Annotated in this window: 18 protein-coding genes; 14 read left to right on the forward strand and 4 right to left on the reverse strand. The window is 62.3% G+C overall.

The window, feature by feature from the left end:
• Positions 1-16: 16 nt before the first annotated feature.
• Entirely contained in the window at positions 17-1,186 is a 1,170-nt protein-coding gene (gene pobA / locus HGO38_RS06780; protein WP_250955133.1) for a 4-hydroxybenzoate 3-monooxygenase, read from the reverse strand.
• 109 nt (positions 1,187-1,295) lie between these two features.
• Between pobA and HGO38_RS06785 the strand changes: the two genes are divergently transcribed.
• The 4 genes from HGO38_RS06785 (at position 1,296) to HGO38_RS06800 (ending at position 7,935) form a co-directional block, all read left to right on the forward strand.
• The gene (locus HGO38_RS06785) at positions 1,296-2,177 is read left to right on the forward strand and encodes a helix-turn-helix domain-containing protein (RefSeq protein ID WP_250955134.1); all 882 of its coding nucleotides are present in this window, start codon (positions 1,296-1,298) and stop codon (positions 2,175-2,177) included.
• A gap of 114 nt (positions 2,178-2,291) precedes the next feature.
• Positions 2,292-3,653, forward strand: a complete 1,362-nt coding sequence (locus tag HGO38_RS06790; protein ID WP_250955135.1) for an NAD(P)-dependent oxidoreductase — start codon at positions 2,292-2,294, stop codon at positions 3,651-3,653.
• Positions 3,654-3,733: 80 nt separating this feature from the next.
• Positions 3,734-5,047 (forward strand): NAD-dependent dihydropyrimidine dehydrogenase subunit PreA, encoded by a 1,314-nt coding sequence (gene preA, locus HGO38_RS06795; RefSeq protein WP_250955136.1) that lies wholly within the window; start codon positions 3,734-3,736, stop codon positions 5,045-5,047.
• Between the two features lie 197 nt (positions 5,048-5,244).
• Positions 5,245-7,935 (forward strand): bifunctional diguanylate cyclase/phosphodiesterase, encoded by a 2,691-nt coding sequence (locus HGO38_RS06800; protein WP_250955137.1) that lies wholly within the window; start codon positions 5,245-5,247, stop codon positions 7,933-7,935.
• Between the two features lie 103 nt (positions 7,936-8,038).
• Here the strand turns inward: HGO38_RS06800 and HGO38_RS06805 are convergent, their stop codons facing one another.
• Entirely contained in the window at positions 8,039-8,929 is an 891-nt protein-coding gene (locus tag HGO38_RS06805) for an AraC family transcriptional regulator (RefSeq protein WP_250955138.1), read from the reverse strand.
• Positions 8,930-9,064: 135 nt separating this feature from the next.
• On the opposite strand from HGO38_RS06805, the gene HGO38_RS06810 reads away from it, so the two are divergent.
• Entirely contained in the window at positions 9,065-9,820 is a 756-nt protein-coding gene (locus HGO38_RS06810) for an SDR family NAD(P)-dependent oxidoreductase (protein WP_250955139.1), read from the forward strand.
• 74 nt (positions 9,821-9,894) lie between these two features.
• On the opposite strand, the gene HGO38_RS06815 is transcribed toward HGO38_RS06810, so the two are convergent.
• The gene (locus HGO38_RS06815; RefSeq protein WP_250955140.1) at positions 9,895-10,548 is read right to left on the reverse strand and encodes a TetR family transcriptional regulator C-terminal domain-containing protein; all 654 of its coding nucleotides are present in this window, start codon (positions 10,546-10,548) and stop codon (positions 9,895-9,897) included.
• A 303-nt stretch (positions 10,549-10,851) separates the two neighbouring features.
• Between HGO38_RS06815 and HGO38_RS06820 the strand changes: the two genes are divergently transcribed.
• The 4 genes from HGO38_RS06820 to hydA are packed head-to-tail and all read left to right on the forward strand — an operon-like array spanning position 10,852 to position 14,181.
• Positions 10,852-12,105 (forward strand): Zn-dependent hydrolase, encoded by a 1,254-nt coding sequence (locus HGO38_RS06820; RefSeq protein WP_250955141.1) that lies wholly within the window; start codon positions 10,852-10,854, stop codon positions 12,103-12,105.
• A gap of 14 nt (positions 12,106-12,119) precedes the next feature.
• A complete protein-coding gene (locus HGO38_RS06825; RefSeq protein WP_250955142.1) occupies positions 12,120-12,353 on the forward strand; it encodes an antitoxin MazE-like protein in 234 nt (77 codons plus the stop codon).
• The gene (locus HGO38_RS06830) at positions 12,350-12,730 is read left to right on the forward strand and encodes a type II toxin-antitoxin system PemK/MazF family toxin (RefSeq protein WP_250955143.1); all 381 of its coding nucleotides are present in this window, start codon (positions 12,350-12,352) and stop codon (positions 12,728-12,730) included. The genes HGO38_RS06825 and HGO38_RS06830 overlap by 4 nt, the downstream gene beginning before the upstream one ends.
• Positions 12,727-14,181: a dihydropyrimidinase gene (gene hydA / locus HGO38_RS06835; protein WP_250955144.1), complete on the forward strand. Its 1,455-nt coding sequence runs from the start codon at positions 12,727-12,729 to the stop codon at positions 14,179-14,181. The genes HGO38_RS06830 and hydA overlap by 4 nt, the downstream gene beginning before the upstream one ends.
• 230 nt (positions 14,182-14,411) lie before the next feature.
• On the opposite strand, the gene HGO38_RS06840 is transcribed toward hydA, so the two are convergent.
• Complete coding sequence (locus tag HGO38_RS06840) at positions 14,412-14,837, reverse strand: cupin domain-containing protein (protein WP_250955145.1); 426 nt, start codon at positions 14,835-14,837, stop codon at positions 14,412-14,414.
• 124 nt (positions 14,838-14,961) lie between these two features.
• Between HGO38_RS06840 and HGO38_RS06845 the strand changes: the two genes are divergently transcribed.
• From HGO38_RS06845 to HGO38_RS06865, 5 genes are all read left to right on the forward strand, one after another.
• Entirely contained in the window at positions 14,962-15,753 is a 792-nt protein-coding gene (locus tag HGO38_RS06845) for an ABC transporter ATP-binding protein (RefSeq protein ID WP_250955146.1), read from the forward strand.
• A gap of 273 nt (positions 15,754-16,026) precedes the next feature.
• Entirely contained in the window at positions 16,027-16,362 is a 336-nt protein-coding gene (locus tag HGO38_RS06850) for a hypothetical protein (RefSeq protein WP_250955147.1), read from the forward strand.
• A 2-nt stretch (positions 16,363-16,364) separates the two neighbouring features.
• Positions 16,365-17,249, forward strand: a complete 885-nt coding sequence (locus HGO38_RS06855; protein WP_250955148.1) for an ABC transporter permease — start codon at positions 16,365-16,367, stop codon at positions 17,247-17,249.
• The gene (locus HGO38_RS06860) at positions 17,246-18,115 is read left to right on the forward strand and encodes an ABC transporter permease (RefSeq protein WP_250955149.1); all 870 of its coding nucleotides are present in this window, start codon (positions 17,246-17,248) and stop codon (positions 18,113-18,115) included. Before HGO38_RS06855 ends, HGO38_RS06860 begins: the two co-directional genes overlap by 4 nt.
• A gap of 22 nt (positions 18,116-18,137) precedes the next feature.
• Entirely contained in the window at positions 18,138-19,130 is a 993-nt protein-coding gene (locus tag HGO38_RS06865; RefSeq protein ID WP_250955150.1) for an ABC transporter substrate-binding protein, read from the forward strand.
• The last annotated feature ends 106 nt before the right edge of the window (positions 19,131-19,236 follow it).

The following is a 19,236-nucleotide window of genomic DNA, read 5'->3' on the forward strand; positions in this document are numbered from 1 at the left end:
CGGGAGAATGGCCCGCCTAATAAGGCAGTCCCACATAGTTTTCGGCCATCGCCGTCTGGGCCGCATGGGAGGACGAGAGATAGTCGAGTTCCGCCTCCTGCACCTTCTGGCCGAACTCGCCATCCGCCGGAAACCGGTGCAGCAGCATGGTCATCGACCAGGAGAAGCGCTCGGCCTTCCAGATGCGCTTCAACGCGCGGCCCGAATAGGCGTCGATGCCAGCCATGGACTTTTCGCCGTAATGCTCGCGCAGGCCCTCGAACAGGTAATGCACGTCGGAGGCGGCCAGATTGAGCCCCTTGGCGCCGGTCGGCGGCACGATATGGCCGGCATCGCCGACCAGGAACAGGGCGCCGAAGCGTAGCGGTTCGGCAACGAAGGAGCGCAGCGGCGCGATCGACTTCTCGATCGACGGGCCGGTCACCAGCGCCTGCGCCACATCGTCGGGCACGCGGCGGCGCAGCTCGTCCCAGAACGCGTCGTCCGACCATTGTTCGACCTTGTCGGTCAAAGGCACCTGGACATAATAGCGCGACCGGGTATGCGAACGCTGCGAACAGAGCGCGAAGCCTCTCGCATGGTTGGCGTAGATCAACTCGTGATGCACCGGCGGCACGTCGGCGAGGATGCCGAGCCAGCCGAACGGATAGACCTTTTCGAAGGACTGGATGCCCTTGTCCTGCACCGAGGCGCGGCACACGCCGTGATAGCCGTCGCAGCCGGCGATGAAATCGCAGTCGATGCGGTGGGTCACGCCGTCTTTCTTGTAGGTGACATACGGGTGGGCGCCGTCAAAATCATGGGGCGTCACGTCCTCGGCATTGTAGACCGTCAGCCCGCCGGTCGCCTCGCGATGATCCATCAGGTCGCGCGTCAGTTCCGTCTGGCCATAGACCATCACCGACGTGCCGGTCAGGTCTTTGAGATGGATGCGATGGCGGCGCCCGGCAAAGGACAGGTCGAACCCGTCATGGATCAGGCCCTCCTTGTGCATGCGCTCGCCGGCACCGGCCTTGCTGAGCATCTGCACGGCGCCGGATTCCAGGACGCCCGCCCGGATCCGCCCGAGAATATAGTCGCGGTCGACCCGGTCGACGATGATATTGTCGATGCCGGCCTTGCTGAGCAATTGGCCGAGCAACAGGCCCGAAGGCCCGGAGCCGATGATGGCAACCTGGGTACGCATGAAGTCTCCTCCCTCATTTCTTGCCGAATGATAAACCGGGGCCCCTTGCCGGCAATGGAAAATTCCGGCAATTTATTGGACAATTCGAACATGCAGGCCTGCGCACGCCATGAACAAACCGGTACCCACCTACAATCTCTATGGCGAGGAATTGTCCCAGAAGCCCGAATTCTGGGTCCATGCGGAGTCGATCGCCAGCCGCAGCCGTTTGCACGACTGGGAAATCAAACCGCATCGCCATGAGTATCTTTTTCAAATTCTGCACATCCGGCATGGCGACGGCCAGGCCCTGCTGGGCGGCCAGTGGCAGCCGTTCACGGCGCCGGCGGTGATCGTCGTGCCCGAACAGCATGATCACGGCTTTCGGTTTTCCAGGACGATCGACGGGGCGATCATGACCCTGATGTCGAAACGCTTTCCGGCGCGCCTGCCGGCCCATGCCGGCCTTGGCGAATGGCTATCGCAGCCGCGTCTTCTGACGCTCGCCGCCGACCATGGCGACGCGGTTTTCCTGGGCGACATCCTCGACCGCGCCGAACGGGAGATCCTTCAGGATGCGCCAGGCTCGGCCGCCCTTCTCGAGGCGATGTTTGCCACCGCCCTGCTCATGGCCCATCGTCTCGCCGGAGCGGTGCCGGCGCAACAGCACGACCGCGACCAGCAGCGCTTCGAGCGATTGACCGCGCTGATCGGCGACGGTTTTCGCGCCCACCTTCCCGTCGAGACCTATGCCCGTCGCCTCGGCATGTCGGTAACCCATCTCAACCGCATCACCCATTCCCTGACCGGCAAGCCGGTCAGCCGGCTGATTGCCGAGCGCATCGTCTCCGAGGCCAAGCGCGACCTGGTCTTCACCTCGATCTCCATCCAGCAGATCGCCACCGGTCTTGGCTTCGACGACCATGCCTATTTCAGCCGATTCTTTTCCCGCCATACCGGCCAGTCCCCAAGCACCTATCGGCAGCGGGAACAGGCCCTGCTCGACGGCTGAAGCCTTGTGCCGCCGGGAGTTTGCGTCTGCGATTTCTGAAATTTTACCGTTTGATAAATTTTTTAAGCTGAGTTACCTTTGCTGCAATCGCGTTATAAAAAAGAGGGAACTGCGATGCGAAGACTGGAACCGGGCCTGAAGGCCGGGCGGCTGGACGCTGCCCAATACGCAAAGAACTTTTCCGATCTGCACCCGCGCCTTGGCGACCACGAGGCGCTGGTGGCGTCCGACCGCTGTTATTTCTGCCATGATGCGCCCTGCATGACGGCCTGTCCCACCTCCATCGATATCCCGCTGTTCATCCGGCAGATATCGACAGGCAATCCGCTCGGCTCGGCCAAGACGATTTTCGACCAGAACATTCTTGGCGGCATGTGCGCCCGCGTCTGTCCCACCGAAACGCTCTGCGAAGAGGCCTGCGTGCGCAACACGGCCGAAGAGCGCCCGGTCGAGATCGGCCGGCTGCAGCGCTACGCCACCGACATCGCCATCGAACAGAACCGGCAGTTCTACACGCCAGCCGCCCCCACCGGCCAGACGGTCGCCGTGGTCGGCGCCGGTCCGGCCGGCCTTGCCTGCGCCCATCGCCTGGCGATGAACGGCCATCAGGTGACGATCTTCGACACCCGCGAAAAGGCCGGCGGCCTCAACGAATACGGCATCGCTGCCTACAAGACGACCGGCGATTTCGCCCAGACCGAAGTGGATTACATCCTGTCGATCGGCCGCATCGACGTGCTGGCCGGCCAGATGCTCGGCCGCGATTTCACGCTCCATGAGCTGCAGGCCAAATTCGACGCGGTGTTCCTCGGCATCGGCCTTGGCAATGTCAACATGCTCAATACCGAGGGCAGCCACGTCAACGGTGTCGTCGACGCGGTCGAGTTTATCTCCAACCTGCGCGAGGCCAAGGACAAGGCCGACGTTCCGGTCGGCCGCAATGTCGTGGTGATCGGCGGCGGCATGACCGCCATCGATGCCGCCGTCCAGGCAAAACTGCTCGGCGCGGAAAACGTGACGATCTGCTATCGCCGCGGCAAGGAGCACATGAACGCCTCCGACTTCGAACAGGACCTGGCGACCTCCAAGGGCGTCGTCATCCGCCACTGGCTGCAGCCAAAACACCTCGACCATCACGGCGGCCACGTCTCCAGCATCAGGCTCGAATATACCCATGTCGACAACGGCATCATGAAGGGCACCGGGCATGTCATGGAGATTGCCACCGACCAGGTTCTGGTCGCCATCGGCCAGAAGCTCGACGGCACCGGCATCGAATCGCTGAAGCTTGACGGCAACAAGATCGCCGTCGACGCCGAGGGCCGCACGTCGATTGCCGGCGTCTGGGCCGGCGGCGACTGCGCGGCCGGCGGCCAGGACCTCACCGTCTCTGCCGTTGCCATGGGCCGCGATGCAGCGGAATCCATCAACCGTTCTCTCGCCGCGCTTTCGGCGGGAGCAAGTGCCGTCGCCTGACGGCTTTGTTTCAACGCAGGTCCGTCGCGGAAACCCGTGTCATGGCTTTCCCGGACCTGCTTTTCGAGAGGACATTTTAAATGGCTGATCTGCGCAATGATTTCGTCGGCATCAAATCGCCGAACCCCTTCTGGCTCGCCTCGGCGCCACCGACCGACAAGGCCTATAACGTCGAGCGCGCCTTCAGGGCCGGATGGGGCGGCGTGGTCTGGAAGACGCTCGGCGAGGAAGGCCCGCCGGTCGTCAACGTCAACGGCCCACGCTACGGCGCCATCTGGGGTGCCGACCGCCGATTGCTCGGCCTCAACAATATCGAACTGATCACCGACCGGCCGCTGCAGATCAACCTGCAGGAAATGAAGATGGTCAAGAAGAACTGGCCGGACCGGGCGCTCATCGCCTCGATCATGGTGCCCTGCGTCGAGGAAAGCTGGAAGGCCATCCTGCCGCTGGTCGAGGAAACCGGCGCCGACGGCATCGAGCTCAATTTCGGCTGTCCGCACGGCATGTCCGAGCGCGGCATGGGGGCGGCCGTCGGCCAGGTGCCGGAATATATCGAGATGGTGGTGCGCTGGTGCAAGCAGTATAGCCGCATGCCCGTCATCACCAAGCTGACCCCGAACATCGCCGATATCCGCAAGCCGGCCCGCGCCGCAAAAGCCGGCGGCACCGACGCCGTGTCGCTGATCAACACGATCAACTCGATCACCTCGGTCGATCTCGACAACTTCTCGCCGGAACCCTCGATCCACGGCAAGGGCACCCATGGCGGCTATTGCGGCCCGGCCGTCAAGCCGATCGCCCTCAACATGGTCGCCGAAATCGCCCGCGATCCGGAAACCTACGGCCTGCCGATCTCCGGCATCGGCGGTGTGACCACCTGGCGCGATGCAGCCGAATTCATGGTGCTCGGCGCCGGCAATGTGCAGGTCTGCACCGCGGCGATGACCTACGGCTTCAAGATCGTCCAGGAAATGATCACGGGCCTTTCCGACTGGATGGACGCCAAGGGCCACCGCAATCTCGACGACATTACCGGCCGCGCCGTGCCCAATGTCACCGACTGGCAATATCTCAACCTCAACTATATCGCCAAGGCGCGCATCGATCAGGATGCCTGCATCGAATGCGGCCGCTGTCACATCGCCTGCGAGGACACCTCGCACCAGGCGATCACCAGCTCGGTCAACGGCATCCGCCATTTCGAGGTGATGGAGGACGAATGCGTCGGCTGCAACCTCTGCGTCAACGTCTGTCCGGTCGAAAACTGCATCACCATGGTCGGCCTCGACGCCGGAACGCTCGACCAGCGCACCGGCAAGCCGGTCGATCCGACCTATGCCAACTGGACGACCCATCCGAATAACCCGATGTCGGTCCAGGCCGCCGAATAGACCGACCCCGGCATCTGCAGAGGGCAAAGCCCCCTTCCCAGGGGCCTTGTCGTTTTTGGGATGACAAAACGCCACCTGGTCAAGATTCTCCGCTTGTCTTCAGAGTTTATTGAAGGATTACGTGCATCCCTTGAATCGGGGGTAAAGGGTTTGCCGGAAAGATGCACCCTTAAGCTCTGGCGAGGGACCATTCCTGAATGACGGCGCATGAAAGAAACCGATTTCCATGGAACGCACTCGGCACGGCGGCGCAATACTACGCGCCGGCCCTGATCGTCATTCTGGCGGTCGCCCTGTCGATCGCCTATGCCGACGTCCAGAAACGCGGGTTTCACCGCGAGATGATGCGCTTCGGCGTCACCCAAAACCTTGGGGTCGTGCGCGCCAAGCTTGAGGGAGATATCAACGCCAATATCCAGCTCATGCAAGGATTCGTCGCAACGCTGGACACCGAACCGGACATCACCCAGGAACGGTTTTCGGCCCTGTCCGCACGCATTTTCGAGGCGCCGTCGCAATTGCGCAATATTGCCGCCGCACCAGACCTCGTCATCAAATTCGTCTACCCTTACCAGGCCAACAAGCAGACGATCGGCTTCGATTTCCGCACCGATTCCATCCAGCATGACGCTGTCATGCGGGTGCAGCAGACCGGTCGATATGTGGTCACCGGGCCGGTCGACCTTCTCCAGGGTGGCCGTGGCCTGATCGTGCGCTATCCCATCGTCAATGAAACCATCAACGGTGGACGCACATTCTGGGGCATCCTGTCGGCCGTCATCGACATTGATGCCTTGTACCGCGACAGCGGCCTTCTGGTCGACAATCCGTTTCTCGACATCGCCATCGCGTCGAAACGGGACACAGACAGCTCCAGCATCCTGTTTTTCGGTGACCAGTCAACGATGCTCGCCGATCCAGTCCGCATGGAAGTCAATTTCGGCCAGGAAACCTGGATTCTGGCCGCTGTTCCGAAAGGCGGCTGGGACAGGCTGCCGCCCGACATCTGGCTCTTCCGCACCGTCATGATGCTGGTCGCCGTGATGATCATGGCGCCGGTTCTCTGGGTGGCGCGGTTGCTGCGCGAACGCCAGCGCAACATCGCGGTGCTGCGCCAGCGCGAGGAGGAATTGCGGGCCCTGTCGCATCGCTTCCAGATCGCCCTGGAAGCCTCGAAGATCGGCGTCTGGGAGCTCGATGTCGGCAGCGGCAACCTCGAATGGGATACCCGCATGAAGCTGCTCTATGGCGTCGACCCGGCCCGCGAGGCCTGCACCTACGAGGATTGGCGGTGTGCCATCCACCCGGACGATCTGGAGGAGGCAGAGCGCGTCTTTGCAAACGCCGTCAAGTCGGGCCGCGACTACTCGACCGAATTCCGCATCGCCTGTGCCAACGGCGAAATCCGCCATATCCGTGCCTATGGCACGATGTATCGCGATGCACGCTTCCGCAAGAAGATCGTCGGCGTCAACTGGAACGTCACCGCCGACATCCGGCTTCAGGAAGAGCTGCGGGCCGCCAAGTCCGAGGCGGAGATCCACAATCTGGCCCTGGACCAGGCCCGCCGGCACATGGAGCATAACTCGCTGCACGATGCCCTCACCCTCCTGCCCAACCGGCGCTATCTCGACCAGTATCTGCTGGAGATTGACCATGAGCCTGTTGCCGATGCACCGCTGACCCTGTTGCATATCGATCTCGACCGCTTCAAGGACATCAACGATACCATGGGCCACGGCGCCGGCGACGAGATCCTGCGCCATGCCGCCCAGCAATTGCGCGACCATATCCGCGCCGGCGACTTTGTCGCCCGCATCGGTGGCGACGAGTTTGTCGTGGTCTGCCGGGGTCTCAGGACGGAACCGGAAGCAGGTGACCTTGCCCGCCGGCTGATCGACGCCGTCAACGTGCCGATCAGCTATGCCGGCCACGAATGCCGGGTCGCCGCCAGCGCAGGCATCGCCACGCGCCGGCGCGCTGAGTTCGCCGTGGAGCAACTGCTGATCAATGCCGATATCGCCCTCTATGAGGCCAAGCGCCAGGGCCGCAACCGCGTCGAGCACTATACCGACACGCTGAAGTCGATGACCATCAATACCAAGCGCACCGCCGACGCCATCCTGCGCTCGCTCGACCAGGACGGTTTCCTGGCATTCTTCCAGCCGCAGTTTGATGCCGAGACCCTGGAAATCTCCGGCGTCGAGGCGCTGGCGCGCTGGCAGCATCCCGAACACGGGCTGCTGTCGCCGGACGCCTTCCTGAAGGTCGCCGAAAACCTCAACGTCGTCTCGCAGATCGACGCGGCGATCCTCGAACAGGCGCTGCTGCAATCGACCCGTTGGGCCGCCGCCGAACTGAACATTCCCAGAGTTTCGGTCAATATCTCGGCGCAGCGCCTGTTTGACGAGACCTTGATGAGCCGCCTGCAGGATCTGCAGATCGCACCCGGCTCGCTCTCCTTCGAATTGCTCGAGTCGATTTCCTTCGACGACAAGGGCGAGGCTGTGGCCGTGGCCATCGAACGCATCAAGAGCTGCGGCATCGAGATCGAGATCGACGATTTCGGCACCGGTTATGCCTCGATCCTCAGCCTGCTGAAACTGTCGCCCGCCCGTCTGAAGATCGACCGGCAGTTGACCATGCCGATCCTGACCTCCGAGCCGCAGCGCCGGCTGATCAGCTCAATCGTCGATATCGGTCGCTCGCTCGGCATCGAGATCATTGCGGAAGGCGTCGAGACCCTGGATCATGCCGATATCCTGCGCGATCTCGGCTGCCATACGCTGCAGGGTTTCGCCCTCGCCCGGCCGATGAGCGCCGATGCTTTCATGACCTTCGCCACGGACCGCGCCTGGCTGTCGCTCGGCAAGGGCGCTCGGGCCTGACACCAAAATCGGTCGCCGGGGCCTGACCGCGGGAGGCCAACACATCGCCATCTGCCTTTGCGATTGTCCGTGCAAGGCGCATCTGACAGGCCGCGGCGACCAATCAGGCGGCCGGCCGCGTAGCGCCCCGTGCCGTTTCGGCGTCGCGCGCCGGAGGCAGCCCGAACAGTCTGCGGTATTCCCGGTTGAACTGCGACACGCTCTCGTAACCCACCGCAAAAGCGGCGCTGCTCGCCGTCCTTCCCTCCGACAGCATGATGCGTCTGGCCTCGATCAGGCGAAGCTGCTTTTGAAACTGCAGTGGCGACAGTGAGGTCTCACTGCGAAAATGCTGGTGGAACGACGACGGGCTCATGCCGGCCAAAGAGGCCAGTTGCTCGACCCGCAGCGGCTGCGCGAAATCGGACCTCAGCTTGGCGATGGCGCGTCCGACGCGATGCGAATGACCGTCCGGCCAGCCCAGACGCCGGATCTCCGCCCCGTGCCGCCCGACCAGAAGCCAATAGTGAAGCTCCCTGACCACGGACCCAACGAGAACGGGAAGGGATTCCGGCCGATCCAGCAGGCTCATCAGCCGCAATGCGGCATCGGCCACCTGGGAATCGGTCGGCTCCACGCGAACCGGCGGCCCGGCAACCGGTGCATCCTTCATCCGCAGCGACAGTTCGGCAACGACCGCCGTGTCCAGTTCCAGCACGAAGGACAGGTAGGGTTCGTCCCGACTGGCCCTGGTGATCTGACTGACCGTCGGCACATCGGCCGTGATCAGCAGCGAATCGCCCGCGCCGAACGCAAAGCTCTGTGTGCCCATCGCCACATGCTTGTCGCCCTGAAGGACAAGACACACGAGCGGCCGGCTGATCGCACATTCGAGACCGCTCGGCGCCAACAACCGGACGATGGACAGGCCGGAGATCGGCGTCTGGCAAAGGCCGGTCGAATCGGCATGGGCCTGGGAATAGCTAAGAACAGCATCAAGGAGCGGATTGGTCATGGCAAATCCCTAACAGATTTCCGATCGGCTCGAAACCACTCTGGAGGAATAGGCAAAGATCGTCACGGTTTCGGCAACGACGTCTCCGGCCTCGGTCGACTACTGATGGTCCTCGCAAAATTAGGAGTTTTCGACATGACCAAGATCGCCATCATCACGGGAGCCAGCCGCGGACTGGGCCGCAACACCGCCCTCAACATCGCCCGAAAAGGCAATGACGTCATCGTCACCTATCAGAGCCGTAAACAGGATGCGCAGGCCGTCGTTGCCGAGATCGAGGCCATGGGTCGCCGGGCCGTCGCGCTGAAACTCGACACCGGCGCTGTGGCCGGCTTCAAAGCCTTCATCGAGCAGTTGCAGGCGGCATTGCGCAACACATGGGGCCGCGACACATTCGATCATCTCGTCAACAATGCCGGTCATGGCGACATGGCACTGATTGCAGAGACCACGGAGGCGCAGTTCGACGCCCTGGTCAACGTCCACTTCAAGGGCGTGTTCTTTCTGACCCAGGCCTTGCTGCCGCTCATTGCGGACGGCGGCCGCATCGTCAATCTGTCGTCGGGACTGACACGCATTTCCGCGGCCGGCTGGGGCGCCTATGCCGCCGTCAAAGGCGCCATCGAAGTCCTCAGCATCTATATGGCCAAGGAACTCGGCGCCCGCGGCATTACGGTGAATACCGTGGCGCCCGGCGCCATTGAAACCGACTTTTTCGGGGGAGCGGTGCGGGACACGCCGGACTTCAACACGTTCTTCGCCGGAATGACGGCGCTTGGTCGCGTTGGTCTGCCAGATGATATCGGCCCGATGATTGCAAGCCTTCTGTCCGATGACAATCGCTGGATGACCGGCCAGCGCATCGAAGTCTCCGGCGGTCAGAGCATCTAAACCCCGTATCATTCGCCGACGACATCCGGGTGCACATCACTGCCACAGCGACCGGCACCCGGATGCCCGGGAACTCAGAGTTCCGAAACCTTCGTGACGATTAGCCCGCGCACGAACAGGTCTTCGAGAAACCGTGCCGAATCCTCGAAGCGGTTGTCCGAGCGCTTCCCCTCGCCCAGCACCGCCGTCACCTGCACGTCGAAATCGGCATAATGCTGCGTGGTCGACCAGATCGAGAAGATCAGGTGATAGGGATCGCAGGTATTGACCTTTCCCGCCCGCATCCAGCTGCGGATGACCTCGACCTTCTCGTCGACCAGGTCTTTCAGCGGCCCCTGCAGCATGTCGATGATATGTGGGGCGCCCTGCAGGATCTCGTTGGCAAACAGCCGGCTCTCGCGCGGGAAATCCCGCGCCATTTCGAGCTTGCGGCGGATATAGGCACACAGTTCGGCCTCCGGATCGCCATCGGCATCGAATTCCCGAAGCGGCTCCAGCCAGCCTTCGAGAACCCGGTCGATCAGTGCCCGGTGCATGGCCTCCTTGGTGCGGAAATAATAGAGCAGGTTGGGCTTCGACATGCCCGCCACCTCGGCGATCTGGTCGATGGTCGAGCCGCGAAACCCCCTCAGCGAAAACACGTCGAGGGCGGCCTCGAGAATCTGCTCTTCCTTTTCTTCCTGGATACGGGTCCGGCGCTGGGTTCTCGCTGCTCTCGGGATGGCCATCACGCTGTCTTTGTCCTCGAATTTCAATAGGTTCCGCCCAATGGACCGCTTTATAGCCTGCCGCTTATTTTAAAGGCAAAATGCCCGATATTTTGTCGGTATTTTTCGTCTTTTCCGTCTTGAGTGCCGCGCCGGAAGTTGTAATGTTTACCAATCGGTCAAATATCGACCAGTTGCTGCGCAAAGGCAACCATCGATATAACAACCCGGAAAAAGCCAAAAAAATGGCCGCCGGAGACCGGGGAACAGATTGGGGACAGACCGCTTGCAGGCTCCCCAGAGAAACAGGCGAGGACTTTTGTAATGACGGCAGCACCCGGCGAGAACATGCGCGTGAATGGCGATCGTCTGTGGGATTCGCTCATGGACATGGCGAAGATCGGCCCTGGCGTGGCCGGTGGCAACAATCGCCAGACCCTGACCGACGAGGACGCGGCGGGCCGCTCGCTGTTTCAGACCTGGTGCGAGGATGCCGGCCTGACCATGGGGCTCGACCAGATGGGCACGATGTTTGCCACCCGCCCCGGCACCGACCCGGACGCCCTGCCCGTCTATGTCGGCAGCCATCTCGACACCCAGCCGACCGGCGGCAAATATGACGGCGTGCTCGGCGTATTGGCGGCGCTCGAAGTGGTGCGCTCGATGAACGATCTCGGCGTCAAGACGAAACATCCCATCGTCGTCACCAACTGGGCCAACGAGGAAGGCGCCCGCTTTGCGCCGGCCATGCTGGCCTCCGGCGTCTTTGCCGGCGTGCACAGCCTCGACTACGCCTATTCGCGAAAAGATCCGGACGGCAAGACCTATGGCGACGAGTTGCAGCGCATCGGCTGGCGCGGCGAGGAAGAGGTGGGCGCGAGGCAGATGCACGCCTATTTCGAATATCATATCGAACAGGGGCCGATCCTCGAGGCCGAGGATAAACAGATCGGCGTCGTCACCCACTGTCAGGGCCTGTGGTGGCTGGAATTCACGCTCACCGGCCGCGAGGCCCATACCGGCTCGACGCCGATGAACCTGCGCGTCAATGCCGGCCTTGCCATGGCGCGCATCCTGGAAATGGTCCAGACGGTGGCGATGAGTGAACAGCCGGGCGCCGTCGGCGGCGTCGGCCAGGTCAAGTTCTCGCCCAATTCGCGCAACGTCCTGCCCGGCACGGTGGTCTTCACCGTCGACATCCGCACGCCAAGCCAGGACAAGCTCGACCGCATGCGGGCGAAGATCGAGGCGGAAGCGGCGACGATCTGCGCGGCACTCGGCGTCGGCTGTTCGGTCGAGGCCGTCGGCCATTTCGATCCGATCACCTTCGATCCGAAACTGGTCGACAGCGTGCGCAACGCCGCCGAACGGCTCGGCTACAGCCATATGAACATCATTTCCGGCGCCGGCCACGACGCCTGCTGGGCGGCCAAGGTGGCACCCGCCACCATGATCATGTGCCCCTGCGTCGGCGGCCTGTCCCACAACGAGGCCGAGGAAATATCCAAGGACTGGGCCTTGGCCGGCGCCGACGTGCTGCTGCATGCGGTGCTGGAGACGGCGGAGATTGTGGGGTAAGTTGCAGTGCCTTCTTGATCGAACAGGAGATCACCATGGGACGACCAACGGAATTGTCGCAGGAAGAGCGCGCTGATCTGATGCGCCGCGGCTACCGGCCAGTCGAGATCTGGGTGCCCGATCTCGATAATGAGGTGCTCCGCAGACAGCTCCAGGAGGAAGCGCAACGGATCGCGCAAGCCGATGCGAAGGAAGGCATCATGGATTGGATTGAAGCTGTCGGACCCACGGATTGGGACAAGCCGTGAAGTTGAGTCGGGGAGACGTCGTAATCGCTGTTTTTCCGGGTGAACTGGGCAAACCGAGGCCGGCTGTCATTCTCCAACCAGACCAACTGACAGAGATATTCAGCACTGTTCTGGCCTGCCCGATGACAACACACCTGATCGATGCTCCCATACTGCGACCGATCATTGCACCGAATGGTGAAAATGGTTTGCAGGAATTCTCACAAATCATGGTGGAAAAAATCTCGCCATTGAGGAAGGACGTCATTCGTCAGCAGATCGGACGGCTGGGCGCTGGAGAGATGAAGCGGCTCGAAGCAGCGCTTATTCACGTCACTGGCCTGGGATATGCAATTTCTCCCGCGAATGAAGTCGAACAAACAGGGGAACAACAATGACCACAGTCATCAAGAACGGCACGATCGTCACCGCCGACCTCACCTACAAGGCGGACGTCAAGATCGACGGCGGCGTGATCGTCGAGATAGGTCCAAACCTGTCCGGCGATGAGACCCTGGACGCCACCGGCTGCTATGTCATGCCGGGCGGCATCGATCCGCATGTGCATCTGGAAATGCCCTTCATGGGCACCTATTCAGCCGATAATTTCGAGAGCGGCACGCGGGCGGCCCTTTCCGGCGGCACCACCATGGTGGTCGATTTCTGTCTGCCGGCGCCCGACCAGTCCCTGCTCGATGCCCTGCAGATGTGGCACAACAAGACGTCGCGCGCCAACACCGACTATTCCTTCCACATGGCGATCACCGGCTGGAACGAACGGGTGTTCGATGAGATGAAGACCGTCGTTCAGGACAAGGGCATCAACACCTTCAAGCATTTCATGGCCTATAAGGGCGCGCTGATGGTCAATGACGACGAGATGTTCGCCTCCTTCTCGCGCTGCGCCGAACTCGGCGCCCTGCCGCTGGTCCATGCCGAAAACGGCGACGTGGTGGCGGCCATGTCGGCCAAGCTCTTGGCCGAGGGCAACAACGGCCCCGAGGCGCATGCCTATTCTCGGCCGGCGGAAGTCGAGGGCGAGGCCACCAACCGTGCCATCATGCTGGCCGACATGGCCGGCGTGCCGCTCTATGTGGTGCACACCTCCTGCGAACAGAGCCACGAGGCCATCCGCCGCGCCCGGCAAAAAGGCATGCGGGTCTATGGCGAGCCGCTGATCCAGCATCTGACACTCGACGAGAGCGAATATTTCAGTAAGGATTGGGACCACGCCGCCCGCCGCGTCATGAGCCCGCCGTTCCGCAACAAGACGCACCAGGACAGTCTTTGGGCCGGCCTGCAGGCAGGCTCGCTGTCGGTCGTCGCCACCGACCACTGCGCGTTTACAACCGACCAGAAACGCTTCGGCCTTAATGATTTCACCAAAATCCCCAACGGCACCGGCGGCCTGGAAGACCGTCTGCCGATGCTTTGGACCTATGGCGTGGCGACAGGTCGCCTGACCATGAACGAATTCGTCGCCGTCACCTCGACCAATATCGCCAAGATCCTCAACATCTATCCGAAAAAGGGCGCCATCCTAGTGGGCAGCGACGCCGACATCGTCGTGCTTGATCCAAAACGCTCCAAGACGATCTCGGCCAAGACCCAGCAATCGGCGATCGACTACAATGTCTTCGAGGGCAAGACCGTCACCGGCCTGCCGCGGTTCACGCTGACCCGCGGCAAGGTGGCGATCGAGGAAGGCACGGTGAAGACGGAAGAAGGCCACGGCCAGTTCGTCAGCCGAGAGCCTTATTCGGCGGTCAACAAGGCGCTGTCCACCTGGAAGGACCTGGTCTCGCCGCGCAAGGTGGAACGCACCGGCATTCCGGCGAGCGGGGTTTGACGATCTCTGAGATGGCGCATTCCGTGGCTTTCCCCCCCCTCTGTCGCTCCGCGACATCTCCCCCTCAAGGGGGGAGATCGATCGCCGCCGAAACACGCGTCAACCACAGCTTCCAGACTTTGCCTCCGGCAGGAGTACGGATGGAGCCGATCTCCCCCCTTGAGGGGGAGATGCCCGCCAGGGCAGAGGGGGGTAAAACCGCCCGTCAGTCCGCCCGGCAGCAGCTTTCCTCACGCCGGCAGCGGCATCTCCACCAACGCATCCAGCTCCGGCAACAGCACGACGCTTTCCTGCTCGTTGGGATCGGTGCGGGCGATCAGCGCCGTGCAGGGCGTGCTCGACAGGTTGGCCGGCACATGCGGCACGCCGGCCGGGATGTAGAACAGCTCGCCGGCATGCACTATGACATGGTGTTCCAGGCGCTCGCCGTACCAGGTATGGGCCGAGCCCGACAGCATGTAGATCGCCGTCTCGTGGCTCTCGTGCAGATGCGCCTTGGCCTTGGTGCCCGGCGGCATGGTCAGGATATGCATGCAGATGCCTTTGGCACCCGTGCTTTCGGCCGAAATGCCGTGAAAATAGGAAAGCCCCTGCTTGCCGTCATAGGTGGCGCCGGGCTTGACGAGCCGGCAGGTGGGTTTTGATGCTTGATCCATTGCCGAATTCCTCCTCGAAAAGGGCCGTTGCCACAAAACCCGATAGGCCGGGCTGTCTCCATGGCCCTATGATAATACGCCAGATGCAAAGCGCATTTGCAAGAAGTCCGATGGGTCCCGCTTGATGACATCCGCACCGTTTTCCGTCGTTTCGGCCAAAAATCTCTGCCTGACCTTTCAGACCGGCGATGGGCCGGTGCATGCCCTGTCGAATGTCGACCTGGAGGTGAAGAAGGGCGAATTCGTCTCCTTCATCGGCCCGTCCGGCTGCGGCAAGACGACCTTCCTGCGGGTCATCGCCGATCTCGAAAAACACACCAGCGGCACCATCACCGTCAATGGCATGACGCCGGAAAACGCCCGCAAGGACCGCTCCTACGGCTATGTCTTCCAGGCTGCCGCCCTTTATCCCTGGCGCACCATTGAGGACAATGTCGCCCTGCCCCTGGAGATCATGGGTTTTACCCGCGACGAGCAGAAGAAGCGGGTCGGGCAGACGCTGGATCTGGTCAATCTCGCGGGCTTCGGCAAGAAATTCCCCTGGCAGCTCTCGGGCGGCATGCAGCAGCGCGCCTCGATCGCCCGGGCGCTCGCCTTCGATGCCGATCTGCTGCTGATGGACGAACCCTTCGGCGCGCTCGACGAGATCGTCCGCGACCATCTGAACGAACAGCTGCTGAAGCTCTGGGACCGCACCAACAAGACCATCTGCTTCGTCACCCATTCCATTCCCGAAGCGGTCTATCTCTCCACCAAGATCGTCGTCATGAGCCCCCGCCCCGGCCGCGTCACCGACATCATCGAATCGACCCTGCCGAAGGAGCGCCCGCTCGGCATCCGCGAAACGCCAGAATTCCTGGAGATCGCCCACCGGGTTCGGGAAGGTTTGAGAGCGGGGCATAGTTATGAGGAATAATCGGCTGCATTTGCCCCTTGCGGTAGCCGAACGAGGTCAACCGGCGGCATGCGCGGTTACCCCCCTCTGTCACTCCGTGACATCTCCCCCTCAAGGGGGGAGATTGGCCGCCAACGCTGCGGCCGTCTTGAGAAGGAAAACGCCAACAGCAGCTCGCCCTGGAAATCTGCGCAAAGCGTTTCGCGTCTTGCCAATCTCCCCCCTTGAGGGGGAGATGTCCGGCAGGACAGAGGGGGGTGTGTTTTCCACAAGGCTGACCAAGGACATGACCCCATGAACCCCGCCTTCCTCCTCTGGCTCGGCGCCGCCATGGTGGTCTTTCTCGGTGCCGCCACCGCCTCGCGGGCCTATATTGCCAGCAGCAATCTCTGGGTGCTCGGCGGATCGCTGGCGCTCTATTGCATCGGCAATCTGCTGATGGTGAAGCTGATGCGCGAAGGCGGGCTGGGTCTGGCGATTTCAGCCTCCTCGGTCGCCCAGCTGCTGCTGATCAACATCATCGCCTTCCTCGTCTTCGGCGAGCGCCTGACACCCGTGCAGATCGCCGGCGTGGCGCTTGGCGTCGTGTCGATGGGACTGATGCTATTTCCCTCGAAGGGCGGTGTCTGACCATGACAAAGCCAAGCCTATTCCGCGACCGCATCCTGCCGATCCTCACCGTCATCCTGGCGATCCTGGTGATCTGGCATCTTTGCGTCATCTCCCTGAATGCGCCCTTCGTGCGCGATCAGGCGGCGCGCGCCAAGGAGACCATCAGCTTTGCCCAGCTGGTCGAGCGCACCTTTGTCCAGGAGCGCCCGGTCCTGCCCGCCCCGCACCAGATCGCCGTCGAACTCTGGGACACCACCGTCAACAAGGCGGTGACGTCCAAGCGCAGCCTCGTCTACCACGCCTGGATCACCCTGTCGGCGACGCTGGCCGGCTTTGCCATGGGCACCGTGCTCGGCATTGTTCTCGCCATCGGCATTGTCCACAACCGCGCCATGGACCGCTCGCTGATGCCCTGGGTGATCGCCAGCCAGACCATCCCGATTCTCGCCATCGCGCCGATGATCATCGTCGTGCTCAACGCCATCGGCATATCAGGCATCATGCCGAAGGCGCTGATCTCGACCTACCTGTCCTTCTTCCCGATCGTCGTCGGCATGGTGAAGGGGCTCAGAAGCCCCGACACCATCTTCATCGACCTGATGCACACCTATAATGCCAGCCCCGCCCAGACCTTCTGGAAGCTGCGCTGGCCGGCCTCGATACCCTATCTCTTCACCTCGCTGAAGGTAGCGATCGCCATTTCGCTGGTCGGCGCCATCGTCGGCGAATTGCCGACCGGCGCGGTCGCCGGTCTCGGCGCGCGCCTGCTGTCCGGCTCCTATTACGGCCAGACCATCCAGATCTGGGCAGCCCTGTTCATGGCCGCCGGCCTTGCCGCCGTGCTGGTCTCGATCGTCGGTCTTGCCCATACCTCCGTCCTCAGGCGCATGGGGATGAAGCCATGACCGGCGCGTATCTCATCTTTGCGCTTGTCTTCTGGGGAGCAGCCTGGGCGCTCAACGAATGGCTGGTGCGCCAGCGTTTCGCCCATGCCCCGACCCAACGGGCGGTCAATATCGCCGTGCCGGTGCTGTTCGGCGTGACCCTGCTGGTGATCTGGGAATGCGCGGTACGCGGCTTTGCCATCCCCGCCATCCTTCTGCCGGCGCCGTCGATGATCTGGATCCGGCTGATCCATTCGCTGCCGATCCTCTGGGCCGATTTTCAGCAGACTTTCTTGAAATCGGTGCTGACCGGCTATGTCGCCGGCTGCGGGCTCGGCTTCATCGCCGCCATCCTGATCGACCGCTCGCCCTTCCTGCAGAAGGGCCTGCTGCCGATCGGAAATTTCGTCTCCGCCCTGCCCGTCGTCGGCGTGGCGCCGATCATGGTGATGTGGTTCGGCTTCGACTGGCCATCCAAGGTCGCCGTGGTGGTCATCATGACCTTCTTCCCCATGCTGGTGAACACCGTGCAGGGGTTAGCCGCCGCCAGCCCCATGGAGCGCGACCTGATGCGCACCTATGCGGCCTCCTGGTGGCAGACGCTGGTCAAGCTCAGGCTGCCCGCCGCATGGCCTTTCATCTTCAACGCCCTGAAGATCAATTCGACGCTGGCGCTGATCGGCGCCATCGTGGCAGAATTCTTCGGCACCCCGATCGTCGGCATGGGGTTCCGGATTTCCACGGAAGTGGGGCGCAGCAATGTCGACATGGTCTGGGCCGAGATTGCGGTTGCCGCACTCGCCGGCTCGGTCTTCTATGGCGTGGTGGCGCTCGCCGAGCGCGCCGTTACGTTCTGGCATCCGTCTGTCCGTGGTGGGCAGGCATAAACAAGAAGAGGGAACGAAGACAATGAAAACCAGGATTGCAACAGTGCTGCTGGCCAGCGCCGTCTCGCTGATGGCGATGCAGGCGGCCGCTGCCGACAAGGTGACGCTGCAGCTGAAATGGGTGACCCAGGCGCAGTTCGCCGGTTATTATGCCGCCAAGGACAAGGGTTTTTACGAGGCTGAAGGCCTCGATGTCGAGATCAAGCCGGGCGGACCGGATATCGCACCGGCCCAGGTCCTGGCCGGCGGCGGCGCCGACGTGATCGTCGACTGGATGCCGTCAGCGCTTGCCACCCGCGAAAAGGGCGTGCCGCTCGTCAACATCGCCCAGCCGTTCAAGTCGTCCGGCATGATGCTGACCTGCCTGAAGGAAACCGGCATCACCAAGCCGGAAGACTTCAAGGGCAAGACGCTGGGCGTCTGGTTCTTCGGCAACGAATATCCGTTCCTGTCCTGGATGGCGACGCTCGGCATCAAGACCGACGGTTCCGAAGGTGGCGTGACCGTGCTCAAGCAGGGCTTCAACGTCGATCCGCTGCTGCAGAAGCAGGCGGCCTGCATCTCGACCATGACCTATAACGAATACTGGCAGGTCATCGACGCCGGCATCAAGCCGGAGGAACTGGTCACCTTCAAATACGAGGATGAAGGCGTCGCCACGCTCGAAGACGGCCTCTACGCGCTGGAAGACAAGCTTGCCGATCCGGCTTTCAAGGAAAAGATGGTCAAGTTCGTCCGCGCCTCGATGAAGGGCTGGAAATGGGCCGAGGAAAATCCGGATGACGCCGCCGACATCGTCCTCGAAAACGATGCCTCCGGCGCCCAGACCGAACAGCACCAGAAGCGCATGATGGGCGAAGTGGCCAAGCTGACCGCCGGCTCCAACGGCGCCCTCGACAAGGCCGACTACGACCGCACGGTCAAGACCCTGCTTGGCGGCGGATCGGATCCGGTCATCAGCAAGGAACCGACCGGCGCCTTCACCACCGAGATCACCGACGCCGCCCTGAAATAAGGGTCGCTTAAGCTTTTATTTGAAAAACTGAGGCGCGCGGGCTGTTGTTCGCGCGCCTTTTCTATAGAACAGCCGGTAGCTGTTTGTTCTGCTAGAAAACAACATG

It is taken from the genome of Rhizobium sp. CG5, assembly GCF_023701945.1.
Lineage (GTDB): Bacteria > Pseudomonadota > Alphaproteobacteria > Rhizobiales > Rhizobiaceae > Allorhizobium.

Excerpts from the sequence above, each read along its gene's own strand:
- pobA (WP_250955133.1), bottom strand. The coding sequence starts at position 1,186 with ATGCGTACCCAGGTTGCCATCATCGGCTCCGGGCCTTCGGGCCTGTTG.
- HGO38_RS06785 (WP_250955134.1), top strand. The coding sequence starts at position 1,296 with ATGAACAAACCGGTACCCACCTACAATCTCTATGGCGAGGAATTGTCC.
- HGO38_RS06790 (WP_250955135.1), top strand. The coding sequence starts at position 2,292 with ATGCGAAGACTGGAACCGGGCCTGAAGGCCGGGCGGCTGGACGCTGCC.
- preA (WP_250955136.1), top strand. The coding sequence starts at position 3,734 with ATGGCTGATCTGCGCAATGATTTCGTCGGCATCAAATCGCCGAACCCC.
- HGO38_RS06800 (WP_250955137.1), top strand. The coding sequence starts at position 5,245 with ATGACGGCGCATGAAAGAAACCGATTTCCATGGAACGCACTCGGCACG.
- HGO38_RS06805 (WP_250955138.1), bottom strand. The coding sequence starts at position 8,929 with ATGACCAATCCGCTCCTTGATGCTGTTCTTAGCTATTCCCAGGCCCAT.
- HGO38_RS06810 (WP_250955139.1), top strand. The coding sequence starts at position 9,065 with ATGACCAAGATCGCCATCATCACGGGAGCCAGCCGCGGACTGGGCCGC.
- HGO38_RS06815 (WP_250955140.1), bottom strand. The coding sequence starts at position 10,548 with ATGGCCATCCCGAGAGCAGCGAGAACCCAGCGCCGGACCCGTATCCAG.
- HGO38_RS06820 (WP_250955141.1), top strand. The coding sequence starts at position 10,852 with ATGACGGCAGCACCCGGCGAGAACATGCGCGTGAATGGCGATCGTCTG.
- hydA (WP_250955144.1), top strand. The coding sequence starts at position 12,727 with ATGACCACAGTCATCAAGAACGGCACGATCGTCACCGCCGACCTCACC.
- HGO38_RS06840 (WP_250955145.1), bottom strand. The coding sequence starts at position 14,837 with ATGGATCAAGCATCAAAACCCACCTGCCGGCTCGTCAAGCCCGGCGCC.
- HGO38_RS06845 (WP_250955146.1), top strand. The coding sequence starts at position 14,962 with ATGACATCCGCACCGTTTTCCGTCGTTTCGGCCAAAAATCTCTGCCTG.
- HGO38_RS06850 (WP_250955147.1), top strand. The coding sequence starts at position 16,027 with ATGAACCCCGCCTTCCTCCTCTGGCTCGGCGCCGCCATGGTGGTCTTT.
- HGO38_RS06855 (WP_250955148.1), top strand. The coding sequence starts at position 16,365 with ATGACAAAGCCAAGCCTATTCCGCGACCGCATCCTGCCGATCCTCACC.
- HGO38_RS06860 (WP_250955149.1), top strand. The coding sequence starts at position 17,246 with ATGACCGGCGCGTATCTCATCTTTGCGCTTGTCTTCTGGGGAGCAGCC.
- HGO38_RS06865 (WP_250955150.1), top strand. The coding sequence starts at position 18,138 with ATGAAAACCAGGATTGCAACAGTGCTGCTGGCCAGCGCCGTCTCGCTG.